The 12,635-nt window shown below is 34.9% G+C and carries 15 protein-coding genes and 1 other annotated feature; of the genes, 12 read left to right on the top strand and 3 right to left on the bottom strand.

The annotated features are described in order from the left end of the window. Window positions 1–25: 25 nt before the first annotated feature. Window positions 26–469: a DUF3978 domain-containing protein gene (locus ACUXEY_RS07890; RefSeq protein ID WP_063222170.1), complete on the bottom strand. Its 444-nt coding sequence runs from the start codon at window positions 467–469 to the stop codon at window positions 26–28. Between the two features lie 414 nt (window positions 470–883). Here ACUXEY_RS07890 and ACUXEY_RS07885 point away from each other — a divergent pair, with 414 nt between their 5' ends. The 5 genes from ACUXEY_RS07885 to ACUXEY_RS07865 all read left to right on the top strand — a co-directional run bounded on the left by ACUXEY_RS07885 (window position 884) and on the right by ACUXEY_RS07865 (window position 3,952). Then, window positions 884–1,498 (top strand): DedA family protein, encoded by a 615-nt coding sequence (locus ACUXEY_RS07885; protein WP_166705485.1) that lies wholly within the window; start codon window positions 884–886, stop codon window positions 1,496–1,498. A gap of 203 nt (window positions 1,499–1,701) precedes the next feature. Continuing rightward, the gene (locus ACUXEY_RS07880) at window positions 1,702–1,923 is read left to right on the top strand and encodes a helix-turn-helix transcriptional regulator (protein WP_000776168.1); all 222 of its coding nucleotides are present in this window, start codon (window positions 1,702–1,704) and stop codon (window positions 1,921–1,923) included. Further along, the gene (locus ACUXEY_RS07875; protein WP_461300425.1) at window positions 1,913–2,620 is read left to right on the top strand and encodes a DUF3169 family protein; all 708 of its coding nucleotides are present in this window, start codon (window positions 1,913–1,915) and stop codon (window positions 2,618–2,620) included. Before ACUXEY_RS07880 ends, ACUXEY_RS07875 begins: the two co-directional genes overlap by 11 nt. 42 nt (window positions 2,621–2,662) lie before the next feature. Beyond that, window positions 2,663–3,715, top strand: coding sequence for a zinc metalloprotease (locus ACUXEY_RS07870; protein ID WP_429601113.1), 1,053 nt, complete (start codon window positions 2,663–2,665; stop codon window positions 3,713–3,715). A 96-nt stretch (window positions 3,716–3,811) separates the two neighbouring features. After that, window positions 3,812–3,952 (top strand): DUF3985 family protein, encoded by a 141-nt coding sequence (locus tag ACUXEY_RS07865; RefSeq protein WP_000404758.1) that lies wholly within the window; start codon window positions 3,812–3,814, stop codon window positions 3,950–3,952. A gap of 397 nt (window positions 3,953–4,349) precedes the next feature. On the opposite strand, the gene ACUXEY_RS07860 is transcribed toward ACUXEY_RS07865, so the two are convergent. Further along, a complete protein-coding gene (locus ACUXEY_RS07860) occupies window positions 4,350–4,736 on the bottom strand; it encodes a DUF3938 domain-containing protein (protein WP_001077770.1) in 387 nt (128 codons plus the stop codon). A gap of 451 nt (window positions 4,737–5,187) precedes the next feature. On the opposite strand from ACUXEY_RS07860, the gene ACUXEY_RS07855 reads away from it, so the two are divergent. Beyond that, complete coding sequence (locus ACUXEY_RS07855; protein WP_166705488.1) at window positions 5,188–5,709, top strand: GNAT family N-acetyltransferase; 522 nt, start codon at window positions 5,188–5,190, stop codon at window positions 5,707–5,709. Between the two features lie 99 nt (window positions 5,710–5,808). Here the strand turns inward: ACUXEY_RS07855 and ACUXEY_RS07850 are convergent, their stop codons facing one another. Beyond that, window positions 5,809–6,702, bottom strand: a complete 894-nt coding sequence (locus ACUXEY_RS07850) for a YitT family protein (RefSeq protein WP_166705489.1) — start codon at window positions 6,700–6,702, stop codon at window positions 5,809–5,811. A gap of 277 nt (window positions 6,703–6,979) precedes the next feature. On the opposite strand from ACUXEY_RS07850, the gene ACUXEY_RS07845 reads away from it, so the two are divergent. From ACUXEY_RS07845 to ACUXEY_RS07820, 6 genes are all read left to right on the top strand, one after another. Then, complete coding sequence (locus ACUXEY_RS07845; RefSeq protein ID WP_166705490.1) at window positions 6,980–7,264, top strand: hypothetical protein; 285 nt, start codon at window positions 6,980–6,982, stop codon at window positions 7,262–7,264. A 28-nt stretch (window positions 7,265–7,292) separates the two neighbouring features. Next, window positions 7,293–8,075: a membrane protein insertase YidC gene (yidC, locus tag ACUXEY_RS07840; protein ID WP_166705491.1), complete on the top strand. Its 783-nt coding sequence runs from the start codon at window positions 7,293–7,295 to the stop codon at window positions 8,073–8,075. A gap of 129 nt (window positions 8,076–8,204) precedes the next feature. Continuing rightward, window positions 8,205–9,020 (top strand): hypothetical protein, encoded by an 816-nt coding sequence (locus ACUXEY_RS07835; protein ID WP_429601111.1) that lies wholly within the window; start codon window positions 8,205–8,207, stop codon window positions 9,018–9,020. 295 nt (window positions 9,021–9,315) lie between these two features. Further along, window positions 9,316–9,552, top strand: a binding site (T-box leader). A 65-nt stretch (window positions 9,553–9,617) separates the two neighbouring features. Continuing rightward, the gene (locus ACUXEY_RS07830) at window positions 9,618–10,934 is read left to right on the top strand and encodes an APC family permease (RefSeq protein ID WP_071758414.1); all 1,317 of its coding nucleotides are present in this window, start codon (window positions 9,618–9,620) and stop codon (window positions 10,932–10,934) included. Between the two features lie 106 nt (window positions 10,935–11,040). Then, entirely contained in the window at window positions 11,041–12,225 is a 1,185-nt protein-coding gene (locus tag ACUXEY_RS07825; protein ID WP_461300423.1) for an MFS transporter, read from the top strand. A gap of 81 nt (window positions 12,226–12,306) precedes the next feature. Continuing rightward, window positions 12,307–12,477: a hypothetical protein gene (locus ACUXEY_RS07820; RefSeq protein ID WP_461300422.1), complete on the top strand. Its 171-nt coding sequence runs from the start codon at window positions 12,307–12,309 to the stop codon at window positions 12,475–12,477. Window positions 12,478–12,635 lie beyond the last annotated feature (158 nt).

Genomic DNA, 12,635 nt, shown 5'->3' with positions numbered 1-12,635 from the left:
TCTCCTTTTTGCTATTGTAATAGTCTTACATACAATGAATTTGCAAACCCCTTAATACTTTATTTACATTTTCATCTAATGTTTCAAAGAAAGTAGTAATTTTGGCATTGTATTTGTTGTTTTTATCAATAAGTAATCTTTCATTTAATAAAAGTTCACCATGTAGTCCAAAACTTTGCACTTGAATATTTAATTCATCTTCAGTTTCAGAAATAATTGGTAAAAAGTAGTGAAAAGCTTTCGTTGGAATGATATAGCTTTTGCCAATCATGCTTTCTTGATTTGAATTAATCCATTTTTTCGTGACAATTTTAATGTTCTTTTTTGAAACGATAAAAGATAGTGTAGTAGATTTCGTTAAACTTACGTCAAATTCATTTGTTTCACATATGTGTAAATTAAAAACGGTTTCATTTTGATGAGACTCAACATTTGTATTAATAAAATCGTGCATTTTATAAGCTTCCATTTCTTATTCACCCTTTTTTCAATTTCGAAAAACGACTTATATTTATTCAGTTTAATGCTTAGTCATATATTGGTTAAATTTTTCAACAAATTCCGATATAATCTTACAATACGTATATGAAGCTAATATGAAGTTAGTATGAGTTTGTGGTGGTTTTTTATTGAGAACAAAATAAGGTGGCTTTCAGGTGTTAAAAACTGGATAAAAAATGTATATTAATTCCTTTAATTCGTACGATATATAGTTGTTAGCTCATTTTAAAATGATAATGGATAGCATCAAATAAAGAACAGAAAACCTTAGTGTAAGTCTTACAAAAATGTAATAAAAATGTAAGCTATTGTGATAGTTATTTCGACAATTTTTTTATACAATAATAGTAAGAAGTTGTACGTGATTGAAAGGAGAGATGACATGGAATGGATTCATGAATTATTTCAGCAATACGGGTACTATGTTGTACTTGTTGGTTTGCTGTTAGAATATATTGCACTTCCGTTTCCGGGAGAGCCAACGTTAGCATATGCGGGATTTTTAGCACAGAAAGGCGATTTAAGTTTACCGATTTTAATTATCCTATCCTTTATTGGGACAAGTGTAGGAATGACAATCCAATACTTTTTAGGAAATAAATTAGGAATGCCCTTTGTTCAAAAGTATGGGAAATACGTATTTTTAACACAAAGAAAAATCGACTTAACAAGAATGTGGTTTGATAAGTATGGATATTTCCTAATTTTTATCGGTTTCTTTATTCCTGGTGTACGTCATTTTACAGGATATTTTGCAGGAATTATTAACTTACCATTCCGTCGTTTTGCGATTACAATTTACTCTGGTGCTCTATTTTGGGTATCATTCTTCTTAATTGGTGGTTACTGGTTAGGTGGCAACTTACAGGATATTTTTGGAGTGCTAGAAGGTCACATCGGAAAAATCATTTTTGGAGTAATTGTGATTGTAGCAATTACGTTAGGAGTTCGTTTCCGTAAACAGTTAAAACGAGCATTATTACAAAACGCAAGTTAATATGGAATCCATTCTATGTCAAAATTTAGGGAGGCAGTGCAGATGCACTGCCTTTTTTATTTTAATAAGTTTTTGTTTGTTTATCAGTTTAAAGTTCCATAGATTATAATTGTCAATTATTAACGTCAAAATGACAATTATAATTGACAAAAATAAGGATATTATTTACAATTTTAATTAAATAAATGAAAAAGAGGGAAGACATGAAGCTTCAAAATCGAGTGAGGGAATTGCGAGCAAAGCATCGTTTATCACAAGGGGATTTGGGGAAAGCGATTGGATCATCGCGGCAAACGATTAGTTTAATTGAGCGCGGGGATTATGCACCATCTATCGTATTGTCGCTAAAAATCGCACAAATTTTCAATGTACCGGTGGAGGAAATATTTACGTTAGTAGAGGGGGAAGAGGATGATGAAGAGTAAGCTAAAAAAACAATTTGATTCTGTGGGGAAAATAGCATTAAGTATGATGGGTGGCTTTTTAACATCCTATATAGCTTTAAATTTACTCTCGGATGAACCGAGAAAATTGTCATCCAATACATTTATAGGTATATGTACTATTTTTGGAATCTTAATGATGTACTACACATGGAAGAATACACGTATGTTAGCAGAGGCACGCGATGAAGAAGAGAGCGTACAAGGTAGAAAATTAGGCATTATAAGTATATATTTACGTGTAGGTGATATAGTTACGCAGGCATGGTTTGTATATGCAGTTATTACATGTAGACGTGCACTGTTGCAGGATACAAATGTTTCATTTGCGGTGTGGAATTTAGTAGCTTCTATTGCTTGTTTAACTACTGTAGTAATTATCGGACTCATAACAAAAAATCGTTATAATAAGCTATATCCTGAACAAGGTGTAACGTATATGGAATCTATGAAAATGTGGACGAAAAACGCAGATGAAGGATTAAAGCACATTGTGCATGAGGCTGGATATAAAGCATATGAATTTACGAATACAATATTGGCATATGTATGGTGGGCTGCCGTTATATATACAGCTGCTAGTGATATCGATTTTGTGTTAATTGGTTTAATCTCATTTATTTGGATATTGCATCTCGGGAAGTTCATGTACGAAATGCAGAGAAAAATGATTTATTAAGGGGAGAAAAAGGTGGATATTTTAAGAAGGCCAGCTGGCTCAATGACAGTGGCGCTAATTCTGTCCATTTTATACGGAGTAATCCGAACTGGGAAATTAGAAGTAATTTTGAACCTATGGGCAATAGTTGGAATTGCATTGTTAGTGTTAGCCATTCATGAGCTAGGACATGTAGTATTTGGTGTAATAGGTGGTTTGACATTTAAATTTATGACAGTAGGACCCATTACTATTCAAAAAGAAAAAGGAAAATTGCGCATTCGAGAAAATAAATTATGGGCGTACTTTGGAGGTGTTGCAACACTAGTACCACCTTCTATAGAGACACCTAATCTTTCGAAAAAATGGGCTTGGCTCACTTTAGGTGGACCGATTACGAGTTTACTATTTGGTATTACTTCCGGTTACATATACATGGTAAGTTATTATCAATATCTTTTATATTTTTCCTTTTTCCATTTTGCAATCTTTGCAGTTACAATTGTACCGATAAAAGGAACACTTATGAGTGATGGGATGCAATTTCTTATTTTAATTAAGGATGATGAAAGAGCTAGAAATCATTTATATGAGATTCAAATATCGAGTGAGTTATTTAGTTATAAAAGACCGAAAGATTGGGATGAAAGATTAGTAGAACTTAGTGAGGAAAAAATAAAAGAGAATAAAGGCATAAGAGAGATAATGAGTAGACTTATGCTCGTCTTTTTTGCTCGTGCGGATCAAGAGGGAATGGAAAGAGCGATACCGTATATAAAACAAATTGTTCAACTACCTGTAACGAAAGAAAATAAGTTTTTCGTTAGTAGTTTTCATAGTTGGTACCTTTTATATAAAGCCCTTTATAAGATGGACAGTCTTTCTTTGCAAGAAGCAAAGGAACATGCAAAGGCCATTACAAAAATGGACCTAAACGGATATTACCGTACACAAGGAATTATTAAATATTTAGAGGGCAATATGGAAGCGTCCCGTACTTATATGAAGAAAGCTGATAAAGAATTAAAGAGCGCTGAGAAGAGTGAGATGGGATATTTACAATTAGAGAGAGAATGGTTTGAGCAGCTGAAAGAGAGGGTATCTTACGATGGGTGAGGTATCCTTTTTTTTATATGTCATCTTATGCCGTTCCATAAACAGTCTAGGGCGAGTAAAATGAGATAGGAAGAGCAAAGCTTGGAGGAAGTAAATATGGAAATTTTATCAATTATTTTGATAGTCTTGCTCATTTATGTTGTTTTTAAAGTGGCATATGTAGCATTAAAGATACTCGCGATCCTATTAATTATCTTTCTAATCGTAGAGTTCGGCAGTAAATTGCTTGGGGGATAGGGTATGTTCTATGTTTTGGTTGTCGAAGGATGTCGTTAAATTGATATCCTGCGTCGAATCGTTGATATAATGAAAAAATCGTTGATATAAGTGGAGAAATAATCGATATATTTGAAAAATCGTTGATATATTTTAGTGAATACGAAGTGGGGTATGTGGAAAAGAAGTTACCGTTGGGTAGCTTCTTTTTATCGTAGTGCCGGGGTATAGAGCATAAATAGTTTGCCGAAAATTGTCGGTAAGTCGATATTCTGTGTCGAACCGTCGATATAATGAAAAAATCGCTGATATAAGTGGAGAAATCGCCGATATATTTGGAGAATCGCTGATATATTATGATAGATACTAACCGGGGTATGCAAACCAATCAAAAAAAGCTGGAAGAATATCTTCCAGCTTACGAGTTACTTTCAATTTGGCGACCGTTTTCTTCTTCATTGTCTTGTAATAGGTTGAATACGTCTGCTAGGCAGAATGCAATGAACCAAGTCCATAGACCGTGGAAGAAAGCTGAGCTTAATTGAAGTGGTAATGTATAGTTAGTCATTGAGTAGGAAATACATCCGCCAACGATTCCGATCATTGTTAATAACATTGTTTTTTGTGCATTTTCTTCTGGATTGAAGAGGAAGAAAATGTATCCGCCTAAAATTGAAGCGCTTACAAGTGTCTCGATTCCATTAAAAATGATATTCTCTCCAAGCTGAGTGTTTGTCCAGAAGCAGATTGTTCCGCCGATAATAGCAAACAGGACAGCTATTGTATATCGTATATATTGATTCATATGTTCATCTCCTTATGTAATAAGATGATTTGGAAGTCAAAAAGGTAGGTATAGTATATTGAAGTGAGTTTTAGTTGTACGTATCTTTTTATAAAAAAGATCATTGAAGAGTGATCGGTTTTTTAAACCGTTACGTGTATGGTGTCTGAAATATACCCGACTGCTCGTTTCTTTTTGCTTGTAAAATAAGAGAAACTTCCAAGTCTATATACTCTTTTTTTGTGAGTCTGCTTTCATTATAACACATTTAGGGTCACAATAATAGAATTATCTGATTTTGTAATAAGTGTAAAAAATAAAAACCGCAAGGAAATACCATTAACGGTGCAGTTTAGTGGAAGAAGGATTTTCATTTACTATGATGAAATATGTAATCAAGGCGGCATATAAGAAGGGGACTTAAATACTATAAAAATGTTTTGCAGTATGAATGAAAGGGAGGAGGGCTAACTTGGAGATCACAACAGAAAGATTAATAATTAGACCTTTTAAGAGGACTGATTTACAGGATGTATTTGCGATTTATAATAATGATGATACATGTAAGTTTCTATTACATAATAAGTGGACTCATGAAGACATGCAGGAGAAATTTAATAAGAAGCTAGCAAACAATGTACTTACTAAAGAATCGATATTAAGTTTGGCAGTTATATACAAGACTAAAGTAGTTGGTGATTTATCTGTGTGGTATACAAATATGAAAGACACTGTTGAGATTGGTTATAGTTTTTCAAATGAAGTAGCTGGGAGAGGTTTGGCAACAGAAGCAGTAAGTAGTTTGGTATTTAAATTATTTAATGAATGTAATGTACATCGTATACAAGCTAATCTTGATGCACGTAATACAGCTTCACAAAAATTGTGTGAACGAGTAGGCATGAGAAAGGAAGCCCATTTCATACAAGATTTTTGGAATAAAGATGAATGGACAGATAGTATTGTATATGGAATGCTATCCTCCGATTTGTAGTAATAAACGTAGTGATTTTATTATGCTAAAGAGAGTGTGTGTTGAATAACAAAGGGCATCACATATTATATGTGATGCCCTTTCATGTATTGACCTTTTTTATATGCGTTTGAAACGGCCGACAATTTCAACTGTTTCAGTAATGTTCATGAATGCTTTGTTATCCACTTGACGGATAATACGTTTCATTTCGCCTAACTCATACCGAGTCACGACAGTGTAAATCATTTTTTTCTTATGGTTTGTATAGCCGCCGACAGCATCTACCATTGTCACGCCACGTATGCCGTGATGTAGTAGGGCGCTTTTTATTTCCTCGCCTTTTTCTGTAATTGTCATTATCGTTAATTTAATATGTTTCGTATGCACAGCATCGAGCACTTTGCTGACTACAAATCGACTGATTAACGTATAAAGTGTAATATCCCATCCGAAAATGAATCCTGCTACAACAAGTAAGATTAAGTTGAATCCGAAGATGATTGCTCCAATTGAAACATCGCGATATTTCGCTACAATTAATCCAACAACATCAAATCCACCTGTTGAAGAAGCAAATCGGAATATGATTCCGGAAGCTGCTCCGCAGATTACACCACCAAATACAGAAGAAAGTAAAATATCGTCTGAAACTTGGTGTACCGGGATAATGTTCATCGCTAACGATGATACAGCTACAAAGTACGCTGTTAAAAAGGTTGTCTTCTTGCCTAAGTAAAAGTGACTTAAAATAAGAAGAGGAATGTTTAGTAAAAAGATAAGTGCACCGATATTGTAGTGCATTAAATAACCGATAATCATCCCTACACCAGCGAATCCACCGCTAATCATGTTATGCGGGATAAAGAACATATTCATAGAAATTGCATACAAAATAGAGGCTACGAAAATAACAACCAACTGTATGATAAATTCTAAGTGAAATGTTTTAGCTGCTGGGAAGGATAAAAAGGCGGTGTCGGGAACGTAATCGGCGTCTCCTAGTTGACCCATAGTATGTTTCATCTCCATATTCATTTTTGATTACAAGAAGAGAATAAAGGTTTTTTCAAAAACTGGCAATAGTTTTATTATAATGCAAAAATTTTATAAATTTCTAATAAATCAAGCCTATTCATTGATGTGTGTGAATATACTAAAGAAAGCGAATACAATGTTTCTTAATTATTATTTTCTTGAGAAAATATGCAAAATACTTTTTTTGACGATAAAAGGAAATAGAGAATGTTTGCCTAATGTGCTAAAATGGCCTTATTAAGGATGTGAAGCGATGGAATTTTTATTGCAGGATGCAATTCTATATATATCGTTTGTAACGACAGCGCTTTGTTTATTAGAAGTTTTCTTCCTTGCTAACATTTCTCGCTTTGTGCGTCAGCAAGCATCAAGCGGTAGACAAAGAGCTTTTGCGTTAGTTGATACGTGTGAAGATAGTGCGAAGAATGTACCGCTATTTTCAATTTTTTATAAATATGGAATGATTCGTTCTGTACGCAGACAAGAATCAAGTGAAGAGAATGACGAGGTCGGTCCGTATACACCAATGTTTCGCTAAATAATTACGAAACATTGGAGGAATGGACATGTTAAAATCATACCGAGCTGTGCTCGTTAGTTTATCATTATTATTTGTTTTTGTTTTATCTGGTTGCAGTAATGCAGCCCCAATTGATGCACATAGTACGGGAATTTGGGATCACTATTTTGTATATCCAATCTCGTTTATGATTCAATTTGTTGCTCATCATATACCGGGAGCTAGCTTCGGGATTGCTATCATTATTATAACGCTCGTTATTCGTTCAGCAATGATTCCGTTAGCTGTTTCGCAATATCGTAGCCAAGCGAAAATGAAAAAAATGCAACCTGAATTGCAGAAGCTAAAGAAAAAATACGGTGATGTAAGTAAAGATTTAGAAAAACAAAAGCAGTATCAAAAAGAAATGTCAGAACTAATGAAATCAGGCGGTTGGAATCCACTTGCTGGTTGCTGGCCACTATTAATACAAATGCCGATTTTCTCTGCTTTGTATTATGCGATTAGCCGAACAGAAGAGATTCGCACATCTTCGTTTTTATGGGTGAACTTAGGACATGCAGATCCTTATCATATATTACCGATTATTGCAGCGTTAACGACATTTATTCAGATGAAAGTTTTCCAATCTAATATTACACCTGGAGAACAAGTGCAGATGCTTAAAATGCAGCAAATTATGATGCCGGCAATGATTCTATTTATGGGATTTGCGGCGCCATCAGGACTTGTGTTGTACTGGATAACAGGTAACTTATTTACAATGACACAAACAATTGTATTAAGAAGAATAATGGAACGTGAAGAATTACAATTACAAAAAGCATAGAAAAACACCGCTCGGGATGAGCGGTGTTTTTTTGTTAAGTCGTTAAGGGAATTTTAAGAAACCAACATTACTATAGGCATTGTATACGAAAGTGTACATGCTTTAGAAATATGAAGGAGGAAATTTCCTATGAAGAAGAAAACAGTTGGGTATTTAGCGATTGCAGGTGCTTTATCATTCGGAATCATTGGAGGAGTTGGTATTCCGGCATTCGCGGCAACGAATACTCCAGCAGCTGAGCAAGCTACAAAAACGGCGAAAAAAGATTTAGATGACGCTACAAAACAAAAAGTAAAAACGATTATGGATGATACAAAGAAACAGTTAGAGGAGCTAGGTGTAAAACTTCCAGAGAAAGAAAAACGTAAAGACATGTTTGCTAACTTAGACGAAGCAACGAAAGAAAAAGCGAAATCAATTTTAGAGCAAGAAAAGTCCGGTAAATTAACACGTGAACAAGCAAAAGAAGAATTAACAAAACTAGGTGTGAAGTTCCCGGAAAAGGGTAAGCATGAAGACATGTTTGCTAACTTAGACGAAGCAACAAAAGAAAAAGCAAAATCAATTTTGGAGCAAGAGAAATCCGGCAAATTAACACGTGAACAAGCAAAAGAGGAATTAACGAAGTTAGGCGTGAAAATGCCAGAGAAGGGTAAGCATAAAGACATACTTGTTAACTTAGATGAAGCAACAAAGGAAAAAGCAAAGTCTATTTTTGAACAGGAAAAGTCCGGGAAATTAACACATAAGCAAGCAAAAGAAGAATTAACAAAACTAGGTGTGAAACTTCCAGAGAAAGAGAGGCATGAAGACATCTTTGCGGGATTAGATGAGGCAACGAAAGAAAAAGCAAAAGCGATTTTAGAGAATGAAAAGAAACAATTAGAGGCGTTGAATGTTGATTTACCGCACCACAAATTTCTTATGAAAAAAGATGAGAAATAATTAAATGAAGTCGTATCTTTCGTGTGGGCAACAGGAAGGTATGTATGTGGGGAGACTTTCTTTTAGAAAGTCTCCTCTTACTTATTGTCGTTTTTTGTTGGTAAATCGATATATTTGAAAAATCACTGATATAATTTTTTACCGCTACACTGTTCCGAAGATACTAGGGAATTAGAGAAGTGTCGTAACTTCTGTTATAATATAAGAAGAGAAATATTTCGTATGTTATATAAAAAAATATATTGATTTTTTCTAACAATTCAATATAATGAACAATAACTACAAAATTCGACATCAAGAAGTGATGATGAGGACATGATCAATTTTTTACGATTCTCAGAGAGGGAAGCCTTTGGCTGTGAGCTTCCTAATACGAAAAAATGGATTACCACCTCTGAACTGCAGCAGTGAACGGATACCTAGTAATTGCTTGCCGGCAAAAACCGTTATTTAGACTTGAGAAATTGGTGAAGTGTGTTACTTTACGAATTGAAACAAGGGTGGAACCACGAATACAACACTCGTCCCTTTTTTAGGGAGGAGTGTTTTTTTATTTCATTTTTGCATCACACTAGGATTGGAAGGAGGATACGCAGCATGCATCATGATGAGAAGAACAAAATTGGTTTAACGGTAGCACTTTCTATCGTAGTAGGAACGATTATTGGATCTGGTGTGTTTATGAAACCAGGTAGCGTATTAGATTACTCGGGGAGTTCTAATATGGCGATTCTTGCTTGGGTAATTGGTGGTCTGTTGACGCTAGCGAGTGGTTTAACAGTAGCTGAAATTGGAGCGCAAATCCCGAAAAATGGTGGGTTGTATACGTATTTAGAGGAGATTTACGGAAGTTTTTGGGGATATTTATCAGGCTGGATGCAAACGATTGTTTATGGACCAGCTATTATTGGAACATTAGGGTTGTACTTTAGTTCTTTAATGATTAATTTTTTCTATTTAGATAAAGTATGGAATTTACCAATTGCAATTGGAACAGTGGTGTTCCTTGGCGTTGTAAATAGTATGGGAACAAAATATGGAGGTATCGTCCAAACGGTTACGACAATTGGGAAGATGATTCCGATTGTTTTAATTGTTGTGTTAGGTTTTTGGAAAGGAAATAGCGATATCTTTAACGTAGTTGTGCCGATATCGGAAAATCAAAGTATCGGGATGGCAATTTTAGCAACGTTATTTGCGTATGATGGCTGGATTCTACTTGCTTCGATTGGTGGAGAAATGAAGAATCCAACAAAGTTATTACCGAAAGCCATGACAGTTGGGATTTTAATTGTAACAGCTGCTTACGTACTAATTAACTTAGCGTTATTAAATGTATTACCAGCAACGCAAATTGTAGAACTTGGAGAAAATGCCACAGCGACAGCTGCGGGCATGTTACTTGGAGAATATGGCGGGAAAATTATTAGTATAGGTATTATCGTTTCTATTTTTGGTTGTTTAAATGGAAAGATTTTAACGTTCCCACGTATTCCGATGTCGATGGCAGAACGTGGACAACTTCCATTTGCTAAGTTTATTGCAAAGGAAAGTCCAAGATTTAAAACACCAGCAAATGCGATTACTGTTGAAATCATTTTAGGGATTATTTTAATGATTATTAGTGATCCGAATAAGCTATCTGAGATTTCCGTATTCATTATTTATATTTTCTATGTAATGACGTTTATTGGTGTCTTCATTTTAAGAAAACGTAATAAGAATAAAGAGCGTGCATACAGTGTACCGTTATTCCCAATCGTACCAATCGTCGCGATTTTAGGTTCGCTCTTTGTAATTGGTAGTGCAATTATCAATGATCCGGTAAGTTGTTTCTTATCAATTGGAATTGTCTTTACTGGACTGCCGGTATATTGGTATTTAAATAAGAAGAATAAAAATGAAGTGTCATGATTGAAGGGTAGGCATATAATACGCCTACCTTTTTTATGTAAAAAAATTGTACTTGTGTTCAACTTCTATTTTGGTTACTATAATCGTAGTAACCAAAATAGAAAGCGTGGGGAAAGACTTGAATTTTCGTGTGTATATTTTAGCTATCGCGGCTTTCGTAGTCGGAACGGTTGAGCTAATTATAGGAGGAACGCTCGATTTAGTTGCCAATGATTTAGGAGTATCTATTAGTGCAGCTGGTCAGCTTATAACAATATTTTCAGTAGTATTTGCTTTATCAGGTCCGGTTTTATTAGCGGTAACTGGTAAGTTTGAAAGAAAAAAATTATATATTGGGGCATTATCAATTTTCTTAATCGGAAATATTATTTCGGCATTTAGTGTGAATTACGGGATGTTAATGTTCTCGAGGGTTGTGTGTGCGGCGAGTGGTTCGCTTATTATTGCACTGTCAGTAACACTTGCTTCTAGCGTAGTAGAACCGCATTTTCGTGCGCGTGCAATTGGAATCATTTTCATGGGTATTAGTGGCTCACTTGTACTTGGAGTACCGCTCGGCCTTGTACTCGGAAATGCATACGGATGGCGTGCACCATTTGTACTTATTTCGATCTTAACAGTGATGGCAATCGCATGTATTTCATTATTCTTAACGAAAGTACCACCGACATCGGTATTATCAATAAGAGAGCAAATTGCTACGTTAAAAGATAAGAAAATCGTAAGTGCACAGTTAACATCATTTTTATTTTTAACGGGTCATTTAACACTATATGCATATTTAACACCATTTTTAAAAGATGTGATGCATGTGGAAGCGAATTGGATTAGTGTATTTTACTTCATTTTCGGGATCGCAGCAGTAATTGGTGGCGGCTTCGGTGGCTGGCTTGCGGATAAATGGGGATCGAAGCAAAGTATTATCTCAATTATTATAGTATTTGCTTGTGCGATCTTCCTATTGCCAATGATGACATTCTCATTCCCGCTCTTCATTATTATGATGGGACTTTGGAGTATGCTGAGCTGGGCTATTTCGCCAGCACAACAAAATTATTTAATTGAAATTGCACCAGAATCAGCTGGTATTCAGCAAAGTTTAAATAACTCTGCGCTTCACTTAGGAATTGCGCTCGGTTCAACAGTAGGCGGAGTTGTTATTGAAAAATCATCTGTTATATATAACGCTTGGGTAGGTGGCGGTTTTATTATATTAGCGCTGCTTTGTGCGATTTTCTCGATTACGAGAGGGCGTTCTACTCAGTTTGCAAAAGAAGAATCTATCGTTTGATAGGTTCTTTTTTTATTTGTAAAATTTTGCAGGTTTTAGTAGATGTATGGAGAAATTTGTATGTAGCGAGGTGATGGGAAAATGATGTTTAATTTCTCTATATTCGGTATAATACTTGCACTATTGCCGATAGTTGTAGTTATTTTTGTATTAGGGTGGATTCGTTGCATCTATCAAAATTCAGAGAAACAAGTGGAGCAAAATGAGAAAATTATTGAGCTGTTGATGGAGATAAAAGAAAAAGATAAGTAACATGTATTCGTTTGAAATTTGTTTCTGGTAAGTAAAAAAGGCACTTATAAAGTGCCTTTTTATCAGGCTGTGGAGAAAGTCTTCTCCACAGCCTGTTTTTGTGTCTGAGCCTCTTTTTATGTGTCAACACTGATAAAAAGAGGAAAAGGAGAGATTTC

The organism is Bacillus sp. F9_6S_D1_P_5, assembly GCF_054823925.1.
The sequence above is the reverse complement of the archived record's forward strand: the minus strand, read 5'-3'. Positions and strand labels throughout refer to the sequence as shown.